This is a genomic window from Stenotrophomonas sp. STEN147, from assembly GCF_056757995.1.
Genome location: NZ_JBRRCG010000005.1, coordinates 100,013 through 116,527 on the forward strand (window position 1 = coordinate 100,013; position 16,515 = coordinate 116,527).

16 protein-coding genes are annotated in these 16,515 nt (G+C 67.3%); 7 read left to right on the plus strand and 9 right to left on the minus strand.

From position 1 onward, the window contains the following. Nucleotides 1–20: 20 nt before the first annotated feature. The 3 genes from ACVOKU_RS07650 to ACVOKU_RS07660 form a co-directional block, all read right to left on the minus strand. Complete coding sequence (locus ACVOKU_RS07650) at nucleotides 21–1,217, minus strand: argininosuccinate synthase (RefSeq protein WP_053519690.1); 1,197 nt, start codon at nucleotides 1,215–1,217, stop codon at nucleotides 21–23. A 60-nt stretch (nucleotides 1,218–1,277) separates the two neighbouring features. Then, the gene (locus tag ACVOKU_RS07655; RefSeq protein ID WP_053519689.1) at nucleotides 1,278–2,288 is read right to left on the minus strand and encodes an N-acetylornithine carbamoyltransferase; all 1,011 of its coding nucleotides are present in this window, start codon (nucleotides 2,286–2,288) and stop codon (nucleotides 1,278–1,280) included. A gap of 319 nt (nucleotides 2,289–2,607) precedes the next feature. Beyond that, nucleotides 2,608–3,177 carry a glycine zipper 2TM domain-containing protein gene (locus ACVOKU_RS07660; RefSeq protein WP_053519688.1) on the minus strand — a complete coding sequence of 190 codons (570 nt, stop codon included), beginning with the start codon at nucleotides 3,175–3,177 and terminating at the stop codon, nucleotides 2,608–2,610. A gap of 187 nt (nucleotides 3,178–3,364) precedes the next feature. Between ACVOKU_RS07660 and cysS the strand changes: the two genes are divergently transcribed. The 3 genes from cysS to ACVOKU_RS07675 are packed head-to-tail and all read left to right on the plus strand — an operon-like array spanning nucleotide 3,365 to nucleotide 6,472. Further along, a complete protein-coding gene (gene cysS, locus ACVOKU_RS07665) occupies nucleotides 3,365–4,741 on the plus strand; it encodes a cysteine--tRNA ligase (RefSeq protein ID WP_481559545.1) in 1,377 nt (458 codons plus the stop codon). Nucleotides 4,742–4,775: 34 nt separating this feature from the next. Beyond that, nucleotides 4,776–5,228 (plus strand): SufE family protein, encoded by a 453-nt coding sequence (locus ACVOKU_RS07670; RefSeq protein ID WP_481559546.1) that lies wholly within the window; start codon nucleotides 4,776–4,778, stop codon nucleotides 5,226–5,228. After that, on the plus strand, nucleotides 5,225–6,472 hold the full coding sequence (locus ACVOKU_RS07675; protein ID WP_481559547.1) for an MFS transporter: 1,248 nt from the start codon (nucleotides 5,225–5,227) through the stop codon (nucleotides 6,470–6,472). The genes ACVOKU_RS07670 and ACVOKU_RS07675 overlap by 4 nt, the downstream gene beginning before the upstream one ends. 514 nt (nucleotides 6,473–6,986) lie before the next feature. Here the strand turns inward: ACVOKU_RS07675 and dksA are convergent. Further along, nucleotides 6,987–8,204: an RNA polymerase-binding protein DksA gene (gene dksA, locus ACVOKU_RS07680; RefSeq protein WP_481559548.1), complete on the minus strand. Its 1,218-nt coding sequence runs from the start codon at nucleotides 8,202–8,204 to the stop codon at nucleotides 6,987–6,989. 272 nt (nucleotides 8,205–8,476) lie between these two features. Here dksA and yidD point away from each other — a divergent pair, with 272 nt between their 5' ends. Genes yidD through ACVOKU_RS07695 form a run of 3 tightly spaced genes read left to right on the plus strand, consistent with a single transcriptional unit; the run spans nucleotide 8,477 to nucleotide 10,927 of the window. After that, nucleotides 8,477–8,731 (plus strand): membrane protein insertion efficiency factor YidD, encoded by a 255-nt coding sequence (gene yidD, locus ACVOKU_RS07685; RefSeq protein WP_053519683.1) that lies wholly within the window; start codon nucleotides 8,477–8,479, stop codon nucleotides 8,729–8,731. A gap of 1 nt (nucleotide 8,732) precedes the next feature. Continuing rightward, on the plus strand, nucleotides 8,733–10,079 hold the full coding sequence (locus ACVOKU_RS07690) for a dihydroorotase (RefSeq protein WP_481559549.1): 1,347 nt from the start codon (nucleotides 8,733–8,735) through the stop codon (nucleotides 10,077–10,079). After that, nucleotides 10,079–10,927, plus strand: coding sequence for a M23 family metallopeptidase (locus tag ACVOKU_RS07695; protein WP_481559550.1), 849 nt, complete (start codon nucleotides 10,079–10,081; stop codon nucleotides 10,925–10,927). Before ACVOKU_RS07690 ends, ACVOKU_RS07695 begins: the two co-directional genes overlap by 1 nt. A 210-nt stretch (nucleotides 10,928–11,137) precedes the next feature. Here ACVOKU_RS07695 and ACVOKU_RS07700 read toward each other — a convergent pair whose 3' ends face one another. The 5 genes from ACVOKU_RS07700 to efp form a co-directional block, all read right to left on the minus strand. Then, the gene (locus ACVOKU_RS07700) at nucleotides 11,138–11,842 is read right to left on the minus strand and encodes a squalene/phytoene synthase family protein (protein WP_481559551.1); all 705 of its coding nucleotides are present in this window, start codon (nucleotides 11,840–11,842) and stop codon (nucleotides 11,138–11,140) included. Between the two features lie 11 nt (nucleotides 11,843–11,853). After that, nucleotides 11,854–12,549 carry a phosphoglycolate phosphatase gene (locus ACVOKU_RS07705; RefSeq protein WP_481559552.1) on the minus strand — a complete coding sequence of 232 codons (696 nt, stop codon included), beginning with the start codon at nucleotides 12,547–12,549 and terminating at the stop codon, nucleotides 11,854–11,856. After that, on the minus strand, nucleotides 12,546–13,262 hold the full coding sequence (gene ubiG, locus ACVOKU_RS07710) for a bifunctional 2-polyprenyl-6-hydroxyphenol methylase/3-demethylubiquinol 3-O-methyltransferase UbiG (protein ID WP_111186435.1): 717 nt from the start codon (nucleotides 13,260–13,262) through the stop codon (nucleotides 12,546–12,548). Before ubiG ends, ACVOKU_RS07705 begins: the two co-directional genes overlap by 4 nt. Nucleotides 13,263–13,286: 24 nt before the next feature. Then, nucleotides 13,287–14,630 (minus strand): TRZ/ATZ family hydrolase, encoded by a 1,344-nt coding sequence (locus ACVOKU_RS07715; protein WP_481559553.1) that lies wholly within the window; start codon nucleotides 14,628–14,630, stop codon nucleotides 13,287–13,289. A gap of 162 nt (nucleotides 14,631–14,792) precedes the next feature. Then, the gene (gene efp / locus ACVOKU_RS07720; protein ID WP_053520087.1) at nucleotides 14,793–15,359 is read right to left on the minus strand and encodes an elongation factor P; all 567 of its coding nucleotides are present in this window, start codon (nucleotides 15,357–15,359) and stop codon (nucleotides 14,793–14,795) included. A 121-nt stretch (nucleotides 15,360–15,480) separates the two neighbouring features. On the opposite strand from efp, the gene epmB reads away from it, so the two are divergent. Beyond that, nucleotides 15,481–16,497, plus strand: coding sequence for an EF-P beta-lysylation protein EpmB (gene epmB, locus ACVOKU_RS07725; protein ID WP_481559554.1), 1,017 nt, complete (start codon nucleotides 15,481–15,483; stop codon nucleotides 16,495–16,497). Nucleotides 16,498–16,515: the final 18 nt, after the last annotated feature.

Here is a 16,515-nt window from a genome sequence, read left to right on the forward strand (position 1 = left end):
GCGCCCCAGCGCAATCGCGGTCAACCGCGATTGACCTGCGCGTACAGCGTGGAGCTCATGCCGAACAGCTTGATGAAGCCTTCCGCCTCTTCCACGCCCCAGTCGGCCGACTGCGCATAGGTGGCGCCCTTGGTGTTGAGCAGATGCGGCGACTTCACCGCCACCGCGTCCACGCGCCCGCCACGGGTCTCCAGTACCACTTCGCCGTTGACCTTGGCCTGCGAGGACTTCAGGAACGCTTCGATGTCGGTCTTCAGCGGGTCGTGATAGAAGCCTTCGTAGACCAGCTCCACCCACTTGCGCGCCACGTCCGGCTTGAAGCGGTTCTGCTGCTTGGTCAACACCGCGTCTTCCAGCGCGCGGTGGGCGGCCAGCAGCGAAACCAGGCCAGGGGCCTCGAACACGATGCGGCCCTTCAGGCCGATCACGGTGTCGCCGGTGTACACGCCACGGCCCACGCCGTACGGAGCGAACAGCTTGTTGAGCTGGGCCAGGATCTGGTCGCCCGGCAATGCCTTGCCGTCGAGCTCGACCGCTTCGCCCTCGACGAACTTCAGGGTGACGGTCAGCGCCTGTTCCGGCCATTCACTGCGCGGCGAGCACCAGCCACGTGCGCCCTCGCCCGGAGCTTCCCAGCGGTCGATCTCGCCACCGGACATGGTCACGCCCAGCAGGTTCTCATTGATGGTGTAGGCCTGCTGCTTGGCGCGCACGCCGAAACCACGCTCTTCCAGGTACTTCTGTTCGTAGGCGCGGGTCTGGGTGTGCTCCTTCTGGATCTCGCGGATCGGCGCGATGATCTGGTAGTCGCCCAGCGCCTTAACCGCCAGATCGAAGCGGACCTGGTCGTTGCCCATGCCGGTGCAGCCGTGGGCGATGATGTTGGTGCCCAGCTCGGCGGCACGCTTCAGCGCGGCATCGACGATCAGGTAGCGGTCCGAGACCAGCAGCGGGTACTGGCCCTGGTAGCCCTCGCCCGCCCACACGAACGGCTTGACGAAGCCCTCCCAGATGGCCGGGCCACCGTTGACGGTGACATGGCTGGTCACGCCCAGCTCGGCGGCACGCTTCTCGATGAAATCACGCTCTTCATCATCCACGCCGCCGGTGTCGGCGAACACGGTATGCACGTTGTAGCCGCGCTCCTGCAGGTACGGCACGCAGAAGCTGGTATCGAGGCCACCGGAGAAGGCGAGGACGACGTCTTTGTTGCTCATGGGGGGTAATGTCCTGGTAGCGCCGGGCCATGCCCGGCGGGGTTTTTGAATGGGAAAGAATCAGCGCCCGGCAACCGCCGCCATGATCGCCTTCTGTACGTGCAGGCGGTTCTCGGCCTCGTTGATGGCGATGCACTGCGGCGAGTCCATCACCGCGTCGGTCGCCTTCACGTTGCGACGCAGCGGCAGGCAGTGGCTGAAGACACCGTTGTTGGTCAGTGCCATCTTGCGTTCGTCGACGATGAAGTGCTTGAACTGGTCGCGGATCGGCTTTTCCGGCTCCCAGTTGCCGAAGAACGGCAGCGCGCCCCAGCTCTTGGCGTAGACCACATCGGCACCGGCGTAGGCGCTGTCGATGTCATGGCTGATCTTCAGCGAACCGCCGCTCTCGGCCACGTTCTGCTCGGCCCAGCCCATGTAGCGGTCGTCGAGAATGTAGTCGGCAGTCGGGCACAGCAGGGTCACGTCCATGCCCATGCGGGTGGCGATGGTCAGCGCCGAGTTGGCCACGGCGGTATTCAGCGGCTTGGGATGATAGGTCCAGGTCAGCACGTACTTCTTGCCGCGCAGGTCCTGGGTGCCGAAGTGCTCCTGCAGCGCCATCACGTGAGCCAGTTCCTGGCACGGGTGGGTGATGGTCTCCATGTTGATCACCGGCACCGGCGAATACCTGGCGAAGCTGTTGAGCACGATGTCCTGGCGGTCATAGGCCCAGTCCACGAACTTCGGGAACGCGCGCACGGCGATGATGTCGCAGTAGCGGCCCAGCACCTTGGCCACTTCGGCGATATGTTCTTCGGTATCGCCGTCCATCACCGTACCGAGGTTGAACTCGATCGGCCACGCATCCTTGCCCGGTTGCAGCACCACCGCGTGGGCACCCAGCTGGAACGCGCCCAGCTCGAAGCTGGTGCGGGTGCGCATCGACGGATTGAAGAACACCAGCGCGATCGACTTGCCCTTGAGCTGGTCGCCGAGCTTGTTGCGCTTGAACAGCGCTGCCTGGGTCAGCAGCGCATCAAGCTCGCTGCGGCTCCAGTCCTGGGTGTTCAGGAAGTGCTTGGGGGACATCATCTTTCCTTGCGTGGCGGCGTCAGGTTCGACGCGGTGGAAGGGAAATGCGGAAACCAAAGGTGGGGTGAAATCGTTGCAGTTGAAGCTTTCAGGAAGCGGAAACGAAAAAACCCAGCCGGCGGGCTGGGTTTCTATCGGACGAACAGCAAAAAGCTCCGGTTACCCAGCGAGAATGTGGGGTTCCGGTCGACGGGCACGCGAGGTCATGCCCGACGCCTGTCGGGCTGCGCTGCTGTCGTGCTGGAAGTCGGTGAGCTTCATGGCCGGGCATCTTTGCACGCGGCCGGCGCCGGCGCAAGGGGCCGGGGTCCCAGAATCAGGGATTACTGGCGGTGCCCTGCTCCGGGCCGACCCAGGGCGTGATCGAGACCCGGACCTTGAGCCGGTTGCCAGGGTCTTCCGGCAGGCGCGAGCGGTACTTGGTGCCCCTGTAGACGTAATCCACGTCGTAGGCGATGGGCCGACGGAACTCGCGCCCGACGGGAACGATCCGGCAGTCGCGGGTCAGCATCGGCCCGTTGTTGGTGGGACCGGTGGGCGCGGCCGGCGTCTCGGCTGCGGTCTCGTCCACCGCCTCCTCGTCGCTGCGCTTGAACATCGAGCGCACCGAGTCCCAGAAGCGGCTGATCCGGCCCTTGTCCTCCGTCGGCTCTTCGCCGGTGACATTCACCGGGGCCAGGGTCCGGGTCGACACCGGCTCGCAGTGCTCCTCGGTCCGGGTCGCGCGCAGGGTCTGGAACACCGGCTCGACGTTCAGCACCTGGGCGTAGTCGAACTTCACGTTCTCCACGATCACCACCCGGTTGCGGGGCTCCCCCTCCTGGGCCAGAGCCACGGCCGGCAACGCCGACAGCCAGGCCAGGGTCAGCAACGCGGTGGATTTCATTGGCGACGGGAGCAAGGACACGGCAATAGTGTAGGCAGTGACGAGCGCAAGGGGCTGAACATTACCCGTCCGCGCCGTTCCTGCCCACCCCACCTGGGTGGCCCCCGGGTCCACCGGTGGCAGGCGGTCGCCCCAAAGGGGGCCGACACGTTCTAAAATCGCAGGCTTGTCCCCCAGCCACACCCCCATGACCCTGCGCCTGCACAACAACCTGACACGCCAGCTCGAACCGTTCATTCCGCTCGACCCGGCCTGTCCGACCCTGTATGTGTGCGGCCCGACGGTCTACAACTACGTGCACATCGGCAATGCCCGTGGGCCGGTGGTGTTCGGCGTGCTGGCCGACCTGCTGCGGCGGCGTTTCGGCGCCCTGCGCTACGCCCGCAACATCACCGACGTGGATGACAAGATCAACACGGCCGCGCGCGAACAGGGGGTGCCGATCAGCACCATCACCGACCGTTTCGCCGCCGCCTACCGCGAGGACATGGCCGCGCTGGGCGTGGTGCCGCCGGACATCGAACCGGAAGTGACCGCGCACATGCCGCAGATCATCACCATGATCGAGCAGCTCATCGCCAACGGTCATGCCTATGCCGCCGAGGGCCACGTGCTGTTCGCCGTTGCCAGCTTCGATGGCTACGGCAAGCTCTCCCGCCGCGACCCGGAAGAAATGCTGGCCGGCGCCCGCGTCGATGTCGCGCCGTACAAGCGCGATCCAGGCGATTTCGTGCTGTGGAAGCCGTCCACCGACGACCTGCCGGGCTGGGCCTCGCCGTGGGGCCGTGGCCGCCCGGGCTGGCACATCGAATGCTCGGCGATGGCTGCCGCCCATCTGGGCCAGACCATCGACATCCATGCCGGTGGTGTCGACCTGCAGTTCCCGCACCACGAGAACGAAATCGCGCAGAGCGAATGCGCCCATGGCGGAAAGATCTTCGCCCGCTTCTGGCTGCACAACGGCATGCTCAATTTCGGCGGTGCCAAGATGAGCAAGTCGCTGGGCAACATCGAACGCGTGCACGACCTGGTGCGCCAGCACCCGCCGGAAGCGCTGCGCCTGGCCCTGCTGTCGGCCCACTACCGGCAGCCGCTGGACTGGTCCGACGCGCTGATCGAACAGTCGGTGCGCACGCTGGACCGCCTCTACGGCACCCTGCGCGAGCTCGCCGCGGTTCCGGCCGTGGCGGTGATCCCGGCCACGGTCGAGGCTACCCTGGATGACGACCTCAACACGCCGCAGGCACTGGCCGAACTGGCGCGCATCGCCGCCGAAGCACGCCGCGCCATCGAGCCGGCCGAACAGGCGCGCCTGAAAGGCGAGCTGCTCGGTGCGGGCCTGGCGCTGGGCCTGCTGCAGGCCGACCCGGCGCAGTGGTTCGGCACCGTTGCCCACGATGATGGCGAGGATGCGCGCATCCAGGGCCTCATCGATGAACGCGCCGCCGCCAAGAAGGCGCGTGACTTCGCCCGCTCCGACGCCATCCGCGACCAGCTGGCCGCCGAAGGCATCGTGCTGGAAGACACCCCGCAGGGCGTGCGCTGGTCGCGCAAGCGCGGCTGATCCGCGCCGCCACGCCCCTACCCAAGAGATTGCAGTGATCGACTCCCCGTTCCCGCTTGAACCCACCGCCGCCGAGGCCCAGGCCGCCATCGCCGAGGAATTCGGCTTCTTCGGCGACTGGTCCGAGCGCTACCAGTACCTGATCGACCTCGGCCGCAAGCTGCCGGCCTTCCCCGAAGAGTGGAAGACCGAAGACCACCGCCTGCTCGGCTGCCAGTCGATGGTCTGGATCGTTCCGGAAGGCAATGCGCAGTCGCTGCGCTTCCACGCCATCAGTGATTCGGCGATCGTCTCCGGCCTGATCTTCCTGGCCCTGCGTGTCTATTCCGGGCGCTCGGCACAGGAAATCCTGGACACGCAGCCGAGCTACATCCAGGACATCGGCCTGGCCCGCCATCTTTCGCCGACCCGCAGCAACGGCGTCGCAGCGATGCTGGCCTTCATCCGCGAGACGGCGCAGGCCCAGCTGCAGCGCGGACACCCGTGAGCGGGACCGCCCCGGCCGAAGATACGGCGCTGGGCCTGTTGGCCCGGCCAGGCTTCGCCAAGCTGCTGGCCTACCGCATCTTCGCCATGTTGTCCTACCAGGTGGTGGCCGTCACCGTCGGCTGGCACATCTACGAAGTCACCCGGAATCCATTCTCGCTGGGCCTGATCGGTCTGGCCGAGGTGCTGCCGTTCTTCTGCGTGGCCCCGTTCGCCGGCTATCTGGTCGATCATCTGCCGCGGCGCAGGCTGGGCATGGTCGCCTGCTCCGGCCTGATCGCCACGGCGCTGGTACTGACCAGCGTGGCCAAGGGCTGGCTGCCGTTCCACGGCGTGTGGCCGATCTATGCGGCAATTGCACTGACCGGCATGGTCCGTGCCTTTCTTTCGCCGATCTACAATGCATTGTTCGCCCGCGTGCTGGCGCGCGAGCAGTTCGCACGCGGCGCGGGACTGGGCGCTGTGGTGTTCCAGGCCGGCATGGTGGTGGGTCCGGCGCTGGGCGGCGTACTGGTCGGCCTGGGAGGCAAGGGGCTGTCCTATGGCGTGGCGACGGCCTTCGCGTTGGTGGCAGTGGCCTGCCTGGCCACGCTGAAGGTGGAGGAACCGGTGCACAGCGGCCCCGCAGCACCGATCTTCCAGAGCATCGCCGAAGGTGCCCGCTTCGTGGTCGGCAACCGCATCATGGTCGGCGCGATGGCGCTGGACATGTTCTCGGTGCTGCTGGGCGGCGTGGTGGCGATGCTGCCCGCCTTCCTGCATGAGATCCTGCACCATGGACCCGAAGGGCTGGGCATCCTGCGCGCTGCGCCCGCTCTGGGCTCGATCGGCGTGGGCCTGTGGCTTGCCCGGCACCCCCTGCACCGCAACGCCGGCCGGGTGTTGTTGTCTGCGGTCGCGGGCTTCGGGCTGTGCGTGATCGGTTTCGGGCTGTCGCAGCACTTCTGGCTGTCGGCGCTGATCCTGCTGTTCTACGGCGCCTTCGATGGCGTGTCGGTGGTGGTCCGCTCGACCATCCTGCAGCTGGCGACGCCCGAGGAAATGCGTGGGCGGGTATCGTCGATCAACGGCATCTTCATCAGTTCGTCCAACGAACTGGGCGCCTTCTATGCCGGCACGATGGCGAAGCTGCTCGGTCTGGTGCCAGCAGTGGTGCTGGGCGGGTTCGCCGTGCTGAGCGTGGCCGGGATCACCGCATGGAAGAACCCGACGCTGCGGAAGTTGAATCTTCGCGACCTGCAGTGAACCTGTAGAGCCGAGCCCATGCTCGGCTGCGCATTTCCGTGCGCCCACACAGCGGTTGCGCCGGGCCGCGCCCGGCGGGCTTCTTCCGCGACCGCGGCGGGGTGTAACTCGCTTCGCTCGGACACCCGCGCCTCTTCGCCCCTGATTCCCCTGCGGTGCTCGGCTCGCTACAAGGCGGTCCCAACAGCCGCGAGCGCACGCATGACCGCTCCTGGTAGAGCCAAACCATGCTTGGCTGCTTTTGCTTTTGCTTTTGCTTTTGCTATTCCTTGCCCTCCGGCTTCGGCCTGAGCCGAGCGTGGGCTCGGCTCTACATCGGCCGCGCACGCAGGGATGCGTCGAGAGCCTGTGGGTGGGGCCGGGCAGAACCGTCCGCGGCATGGATACCGCGGCCGAGCTTACACCCGCGGGCTCCACCGATACCCGGAAGGCGCTGCCCTACACAGCCAACGTGAACCCAACAAAAAACCCGGCCAAGGCCGGGTTTTCTGCATGACCAGACAACGATCGGGAATCAGTCGCCCTGCTGCTTCTGCAGGTGCTCCCAACGCTCCTGGGCGTCGATGGTGCGCTCGGCCGTCAGGCGGGCTTCCAGGCGCTCCAGACCGATCTCTTCACCCGTGTCCACGCAGTAGCCGTAATCACCGGCTTCCAGGCGCTTGAGCGTGCTGTCGATCTTGCCGATCAGCTTGCGGTAGCGGTCGCGGGTGCGCAGTTCCAGCGAGTTCTCGGTCTCACGGGTCGCACGCTCGGCCTCGTCGCCGATATCACGCACTTCCTCGCGCAGATTCTCGATGGTCTGCTTGGACTCCTCCACCAGGTCCGCGCGCCAGTTCTGCAGGCGCTGGCGGAAGTACTCCTGCTGCAGCGGGCTCATGTATTCCTCTTCCGACGACGGCTTGTAACCGGCCGGCAGAATCGGGCGGCCGGTGGCCTCGTCGGTCTTGTACTCGACAACCTTGTACTTGCTGCGCGGGGCCGGCGCGGCCGAGCGGGCGGCGACGGCCACGGCGACCTTGCCGACAGGGCGCGACACGGTCTTCGGAGCGGGATCGGATTTCACGGCGGTTTTGGCAGGCGATTTCGAAACGGGCACGGGATTCTTGGATTGCGGGGCGGTCGATGCGGAAGATGCAGCGGCCGAGGCCGGCTTGGATGCCGGTTTGGCTGCAGCACCTGCCGCGGTCTTGGCCGGGACAGGCTTGGCCGGAGCCTGCGTTGCGGCAGGCTTCGGTGCGGACTTCACTACGGGGGCCGGTGCCGGCTTGGCAGCCGGCGTGGCGATATTCTTGGTGACCTTCTTTACAGCGGCAGGCTTGGCCGCCGGCTTGAGCGCCGCGGCCTTCTTTGCCGCTGGCGCTGCAACCGGCTTTTTCACCGCCGCCTTCGGCGCCGGCTTGGCTGCCGGCTTCTTCGCAGCCGGTTTGGCAGCAGCCTTCTTGACCGGCGCCGCCTTGCTGGCCGCCTTTTTCACTGCCGGCGCCTTCTTGCTGGCAGCAGCAGGTTTGGCCTTGACCGGCGCAGTGGCCTTCTTGACGGCCGCTTTGCTTGCCTTGGCCGGCGTTTTTTTCGCGGTGGCCTTCCTGGCCGCCGGTTGCGAGGACGCTGCCTTGGTCGCCGGCTTGGCCGCCGGCTTCTTGACAACGGGCTTTGCCGCCAACTTCTTCACAACAGGCTTGGCGGTTTTCTTGGCGGCCTTTGCGGCCTTCTTTGCAGTTTTTTTAGCAGCCACGAAACGCTCTTCCTTGGATTCCCCGGGGCCCGGGAAAGCGGGCCTTTATAGCCTACCCGACCCGCAGCAGCAACCTCGACAGCCCCGCTCCATTCAGTCCTGGAGTCAAGGCCCCCAATGGGCAGTCCGACGAACACGGACCGCCTCGCGCGGTACGGAACCTGGCCGGCACCCGAAGGTGCCGGTACCGGTCGCAGGCCATCGGCGACATGCGACCAACGGCCCATCCTGCACAAATGCGGCCTTCATGCCAACTGGCATAAGATGACTGGGTGATCTCGCGCCTGCTCATTGCCCTGCTGCGCTTCTACAAGCGCTTCATCAGCCCCCTGCTGGGGCCACGCTGCCGTTTCGTGCCCAGCTGTTCTGAATACGCGATGGAAGCCATCTCCCTGCATGGCCCGCTGCGCGGCAGCTGGCTGGCCGCGCGCCGGCTCGGCCGCTGCCACCCCTTCCACCCCGGCGGTGTCGACCTCGTGCCCGAACGCACCGACACCCCTTCATGCCGTTGCACAGGAAAACACTGACATGTCCTCCACGCTCATCACCAATGCCCGCATGGTCAATGAAGGCCGCACCTTCGATGGCGACCTGCGCATCGAGAACGGTCGCATCGCGCAGATCGGCACCGGGCTGTCGCCGCGCGAGGGTGACCAGGTGGTGGACGCCGCTGGCCGCTGGCTGTTGCCCGGCATGATCGACGACCAGGTGCACTTCCGCGAGCCGGGCCTGACCCACAAGGGCGATATCGCCAGCGAATCGGCAGCGGCCGTGGCCGGCGGCCTGACCAGTTTCATGGACATGCCCAACACCAATCCGCCGACGCTGGACTCCACCATCCTGGAAGCCAAGTACGAACTGGCCCGCGGCCGCGCCTGGGCCAACTACGGCTTCTACCACGGGGCCAGCAACGACAATCTTGAGGCCATCCGCCAGCTCGATCCGAAGAAGGCGCCGGGCGTGAAGGTGTTCATGGGCGCGTCCACCGGCAACATGCTGGTCGACAACCCGGAAACACTGGACGCGATCTTCCGCGAGTGTCCGACCCCGATCATCACGCACTGTGAAGACACGCCGATGATCGATGCCAACCTGAAAGCCTTCCAGGAAAAATACGGCGACGCGCTGACCCCGGACATGCACCCGGACATCCGTTCGCGCGAAGCGTGCATCACGTCGACGCGGCTGGCGCTGTCGCTGGCACGCAAGCACGGCACCCGCCTGCACGTCCTGCATATCTCCACCGCCGACGAACTGGCACTGTTCGAGAAGGGCCCGCTGATCCGGGCCGATGGCAGCCGCAAGCAGATCACTGCCGAAACCTGCGTGCACTTCCTGCACTTCGCCCGCCCGGATTACGCCACCAAGGGCAACCTGATCAAGTGCAATCCGGCCATCAAGGACGTGGCCGACCGCGAGGCGATCACCGCCGCGCTGGCCGACGACGTGCTGGACGTGCTGGCCACCGACCATGCCCCGCACACCTGGGAGGAGAAGCAGAAGCCCTATGCGCAGGCGCCGTCCGGCCTGCCGCTGGTGCAGTACGCGCTGGTGGCCGCACTGGAGCGCGTGCACGAGGGCAAACTGACCCGTGAGCAGGTGGTGCAGAAATTCGCGCATGCCCCGGCCCAGCTGTTCGACGTGGAGCAGCGCGGCTTCCTGCGCGAAGGCTATTTCGCCGACCTCGTGCTGGTGGAAGACGTGCCGTTCACGGTCAAGCGCGAGGACGTGCTCTCCAAGTGCGGCTGGTCGCCGTTTGAAGGCACGACCTTCCGGTCCCGCATCGCCTCCACCTGGGTCAACGGCCAGCAGGTGTGGGACGGCAGCGCGCTGGTGGGCGAGCCGGCCGGCCAGCGCTTGACCTACGACCGCTGATGCGCGCGGCTCTATTTACCGGGGCGCTGCTGCTGGCGGCCCCCCTGCTCGCCGCACCGGCGGCGCAGGCCCAGGACGGCATCGGCAGCCTGATCGACAGCCGCGTGGTGTTTCCTGCCAGTGCGTCGCAGGGCGCGCTGGTGATCGGCAAGGTTCCCGCCGGCAGCCGGGTGCAGTATGCCGGCCGCTCGCTGCGCGTGAGCGGTTACGGCAGCGTGGTGTTCGGTATCGGCCGTGATGAAAAGGGACCGCTGCGCGTGCAGGTGCAGCGCCCGGACGGCGGCAGCGAAACGGCCACCATCACGGTGACGCCGCGTGACTGGCCGACCGAACGGGTCAACGGTGTGCCGCCGAAGACGGTCAATCCTCCGCCCGCCATTGCCGAACGGATCAAGCGCGAGCAGGCACAGGTGACCGCCGCGCGTGCCCGCGACGATGACCGCACCGACTTCACCCAGACCTTCATCTGGCCGGTGCAGGGCCGCATCAGCGGCCGCTTCGGCAACGCGCGCGTCTACAACGGGCAGCCCGGTGCCGGCCATTCCGGCATGGACATCGCGGTACCGACCGGCACCCCTGTGAAGGCACCGGCCGCGGGCATCGTCACCTTCGCCGGGCCGGACCTGTACCTGACCGGCGGTACGCTGCTGCTCGACCACGGCTTCGGGGTCAGCTCCAACTTCCTGCACCTGTCACGCATCGACGTAAAAGTTGGCGACCGTGTGGAACAAGGCCAGGTGATCGCCGCAGTCGGCGCCACCGGCCGTGCCACCGGCCCACACCTGCACTGGGGCATGAACTGGTTCGACACCCGCATCGATCCGCTGCTGGTGCTGGAGCGGAAGTAACCCGCGTGCACCCTCGCCGGGCATGGCCCGGCGCTACCAGAGCCACCAGCGGTAGCGCCGGGCCATACCCGGCGAGCGCAGCGGCAACGGAATCAGCGACCCGCAACCCGGTAGCGCCGGGCCATGCCCGGCGAGCGCAGCGGCAACGGAATCAGCAACCTGCAACCCGGTCGCGCCGGGCCATGCCCGGCGAGCGCAGCGGCGACGGAATCAGCCGCGTGCGGCCCACCACACCCGCAGCAGGGTGCGCAGCGGGGTCGCCTCGATCGGCTTGCCGGCCGCCTGGGCCGTCAGGCGTGCACGGGCCAGGCTGGACCACACGCGGCGCGGGCGCGGGCCGGGCACGCGCGTGCCCCACCCCTTCAACAGGTGCTGCGCCCAGCGCTGCGCGGCGGAGCGGGTGTCCTCGTCCAGCAGGCTGCGCGGCACGCCGACCACGCCTGCGTCCTGCAGGCGCTGGGCCAGCGTCTGCAACTGCACGGCCCGGCCCGCACCGGTCCGCGGCCTGTCATCGAACAACACCACTTCCACGGCCGCGACCGCTTCAGCGTAGCGGGCCAGCGCGGCTTCGGCACGGGCCGCATCCGGCGCGACGGTGCGTGCCTCCACCAGATCCGGCAGCGTTTCCGCCAACCGCGCCCACGGCGCACGCACCGGTTCCAGCACACGACCCAGCGGATGGCGCGAACGCTGTCCTTCCCAGCTGCGCAGCTCCTCGCCCCACCATGCCAGCTTGGCATCGGCCGGCAACGGATCGCCACTGGTATTGAGCATGTCGTCGAATTCCTGCAGCAGCGCGAACCACGCTACGGCCAGCTCACGGTGCGATTCGGCCACGAACGGCGCGGCCACCGACCATTCCGGCCAACGGCTGCGCCATTTGTCGAGGAAGCTTTCCAGCGCGGTGCTGCTCACTACGATCGTCCTTACGGGTGGGCCGGGCGTGCCGGCCGGGTTGGCCACAAGCTGGCCAGTTGCAGAAGTGCAGCGTTCTCGACCAGTACATCGGCCTGCCAGGCCAACGGGTCGTCGCTGTGCAGGCGGTAGCCCCACAGCGCGGCCACCGATGGCATGGCCGCGGCGCGCGCCGCGATGATGTCGCGCTCGTCGTCGCCGACATACACGCAGTCGCCCGCCGCAACACCAATCGCCTGCGCAGCGTGCAGCAGCGGCAGCGGGTGCGGCTTGCGCTCGGCCAGACTGTCGCCGCCAACCAGCACGGCGCAGCGCTGCTGCCAACCATGCTGCGGCAGGATCAACCGCGCCAGGTACTCGGGCTTGTTGGTGACGATGCCCCATACCGTTCCAGCTGCATCGAGCGCGGCGAGCATGCCGGCGACGCCATCGAACAGCACCGCGTGCTGGCCGATCAACGCTTCATAGCGCTGCAGGAACTCCGGGATCAGCGCGTCGCGCGCATGCGCATCCAGGTCCGGGAAGGCCACCGCGATCATCGCCCGCGAGCCCTTGGACACCACCGGGCGCAGCTGCGCCGGATCGATCGGCGCGCGTCCACGTTCGGCCAGCATGGCGTCGCAGGTGGCAACGAAGTCCGGCGCACTGTCCAGCAGGGTGCCGTCCAGGTCGAACAGCACCGCGCGCGGGAAGTGCGTGGCGGTCATGCCGGCTTGACCGCGTAGGCCAGGTAGTTGATGTCGGTGCGGGTGCTGAGGCGGGCACGGTTGCGCCACGGCTCATACGCCATGCCGCTGACATCGGCCAGCTGCAGATCAGCCTCGCGCAACCAGCGTGCCAGTTCGGCCGGCCTGATGAATTCCTGGTAGTGGTGGGTACCCTTCGGCAACAGGCGCGCCACGTATTCGGCACCGACAATGGCCACCGCGAATGCGGCGGCCGTGCGGTTGATGGTCGACAGGAACAGGTGACCGCCCGGCTTCAGCAGCCGCCTGCAGGCCTCGATGATCGCGCCGGGGTCCGGCACGTGCTCGAGCATCTCCATGCAGGTCACCACATCGAAGCTGCCCGGCTGTTCAGCGGCCAGGTCCTCGGCGGCCTGCACCCGGTAGTCGACCTTGGCACCACTTTCCAGTGCGTGCAGGCGCGCGACCTTGACCAGCTCCGGGGCCAGATCGATAGCGGTGACATCGGCACCGGCCTGGGCCAGTGCTTCGCTCAGCAGGCCGCCACCGCAGCCGATGTCGAGCACGCGTGCGCCGCGCAGCGGCACGCGGTCGGCCACGTACTTCAGGCGCACCGGGTTCAGCGCATGCAGCGGCTTCTGCGGACCATCGGCGTCCCACCAGCGGTTGGCCAGTGCGGCGAACTTGTCCAGCTCGGCCTGATCGAAATTGGAGGAAGCATGGGGGACAGTCATGGGGAATCCTTGCAGCGCCAGGGTTCAGGCGCGGATATGGCGGATGCGCTCGCGCCACTGGCGCGCGTTGGCGATGATGCCCGGCAGGTCCATGCCGACCAGCTCGCGCTGCACCAGCTTGGGCTTGCCGGCAATCCAGACGTCGCTCACCTGCTGCCGGCCGGTGGCGTACACCAGCTGCGAAAGCACGTTGTGCAGCGGCTGGGTTTCCAGCGCGGACAGGTCCACGCAGACCAGATCGGCCTGCTTGCCCACCTCGATCGAGCCGATCCGCTCGCCGAAGCCCAGCGCACGGGCACCGCCGAGGGTGGAAGCGCGCAACGTGGTGGCCGCGTCCAGCGCGGTGGCGTCGTTGGCGACAGCCTTGGCCAGGATCGCCGCGGTGCGGTTCTCGCTGAACATGTCCAGGTCGTTGTTGCTGGCACAGCCATCGGTGCCGATGGCCAGGTTCACGCCTGCGCGCTGCAGGGCGCAGGCGGGGCAGAAGCCGGAGGCCAGTTTCAGGTTCGATTCCGGGCAATGCACCACGCTGACGCCACGCTCGGCGCACAGGTGGATCTCCGCGTCGGTCAGCTGGGTCATGTGCACCGCGATCAACCGGTCATTGACCAGGCCGAGGCGATCGAGCCGCGCCAGCGGACGCTGGCCATGCAGCCTGATCGAGTCGCTGACTTCCTGCGCGGTCTCATGGGTATGCAGGTGCACCTGCATGTCGAGCTGGTCGGACAGCATCCGCACCCGCTCGAAATTGGCATCGCTGACCGTGTAGGGCGCATGCGGTGCGAACGCGACGCCGATCAGACTGTCGTTGCGCCACTGGTCGTGCAGTTCACCGGCCTTGGCGAAGTACTCGTCGTCGCTCTTCGCCCAGGCGGTCGGGAAATCGATGATGACCGCCCCCACCAGCGCGCGGAAACCATGCTTCTTGTAGACCGCCGCCTGCACGTCGCCGAAGAAGTAGTTCTCGTTGGCGCAGGTGGTGCCGCCGCGCAGCATCTCGGCAATGGCCAGCGTGGTGCCGTCGGCGACGAACTCGGGGCCGATCACCGCCGCTTCCACCGGCCAGATGTGCTCCTGCAGCCAGGTCATCAGCGGCAGGTCATCCGCAACGCCGCGCAGCAGGGTCATCGGGTTGTGCGTGTGCGCGTTGACCAGGCCCGGCATCAGCGCGGCGTCCGGACGGCTGACCACCTGCGCGGCACGGAAGCGCGCCCGCGCTTCGGCACGCGGCAGCACGGCCACGATCTCGGCGCCACGCACGGCTACGGCATGGTCTTCCAGCACCACGGCATGCGGTTCGATCGGAACGACGTACCCGGCTTCGATGAGCAGGTCGCAGGCTTCGGGGAGGTGCGGGCTGTCGCTCATGCAGGCTCACTTGGCTGGGGGGAGAACCTCACGGGAGGCGGTAGCGCCGGGCCATGCCCGGCGGCTGACCGTTGCGGCGCCGTGGACGCCGGCAACGGGTTCCGGGCGATGCCCGGAAAGCCGGGCCTGGGCCCGGCTCACAGGTCATCCGGCTGCGCCGGATTACTTCACGCGCGAGGAGTACTCGCCCGAACGGGTGTCGACCCGGATGACTTCATCCTGGTTGACGAACAGCGGCACGCGGACCACGGCACCGGTTTCCAGGGTGGCCGGCTTGCCGCCACCGCCGGAGGTGTCACCGCGGACGCCCGGATCGGTTTCGGTGATCTTCAGCTCGACGAAGTTCGGCGGCTGCACGAAGATCGGCGCACCGTTGAACAGGGTCACGATGCAGGCTTCCTCGCCCTTCAGCCACTTTTCGGCGCCGCCCATGCCGGCCTTGTCGGCCTGGACCTGCTCGAAGGTCTCCGGATCCATGAAGTGCCAGTACTCGCCATCGCTGTACATGTAGTTCATGTCGGTGTCGACCACGTCGGCCACTTCCAGGTCGTCGGTCGCCTTCATGGTCAGTTCGACCACGCGGCCCGAACGGATGAAGCGGTACTTGACGCGGGTGAACGCCTGGCCCTTGCCCGGCTTGACGTATTCGGTATCGGTGATGACCGCCGGTTCATTGTTGACCAGGATCTTCATCCCGTTCTTGACGTCATTCATGCCCACAGTGGCCATGCTCAAGCTCCTCAAATGGCAAAACCGCCGCGGGTGCGGCGAGCCGGTAGAATGGAAAGCCCACCGGATGCCGGTGGGCGACTGTTTTTCTGCCCCCATGATAACCGCAGGCCCCCTCTCCATGCAGCTTTCCGCCTTTCCCCGCCCGTCGTCGCCGGGTGCACCCGCACGCTGGCAGGAACTCTGGCGCCAGGCGCTGCGCGACCCGCACGCACTGCTGGCGCGGCTGGAGCTGGATCCGGCCGCACTGGGCGTGTCCGAGGCGGCCATGGCCCAGTTCGCGCTGCGCGTACCGGAGGGATTCGTGGCCCGCATGCGCAAGGGCGATGCGGCCGACCCGCTGCTGCGCCAGGTACTGCCGGTCAATGACGAGATGCAGGTCGTTCCCGGGTTCAGCTTCGACGCGGTCGGCGATGGTGCGGCCAGGAAGGCGACCGGGGTGATCCAGAAGTACCGGGGCCGGGCGCTGCTGATCGCCACCGGCAGCTGTGCGATCAATTGCCGCTACTGTTTCCGCCGGCACTTCGACTACGCCGCTGAAAATGCCGCCAAAGGGGGCTGGTGGGAAGCGGTGGACGCCATCGCCGCCGATCCGGATATCGACGAAGTAATCCTGTCCGGGGGAGATCCGCTGTCGCTGGCCACCCACAAGCTGGTCGAACTGACCGACGCGCTGCGGCGGATTCCGCACATCAGTCGCCTGCGCATCCACACCCGGCTGCCGATCGTGCTGCCGGAACGGGTCGACGACGAGCTGCTGGCCTGGCTGGGCAGCCTGCCGTGGCCGCTGGCGATCGTGGTCCATGCCAACCATCGCAACGAGTTCGATGCCAGCGTGGACGCGGCAATGGCGCGCCTGCGTGGGACCGGCGCACAGCTTCTGAACCAGGCGGTGCTGCTGCGTGGCGTCAACGACAGCGTGCAGGCGCTGCAGGAGCTGAGCGAACGCAGCTTTGCCGCCGGCGTGCTGCCCTATTACCTGCACCAGCTGGACCGGGTCGAGGGCGTGGCCCACTTCGAGGTGGATGACACCCGCGCCAGGGAGTTGATCGCCGGCCTGACCGCGCGCCTGTCCGGCTACCTGGTTCCCAAGCTGGTGCGGGAACTGCCCGGCGACCCGAGCAAGCGCCCGCTGTAACGATCCCGCCGGGGTCAG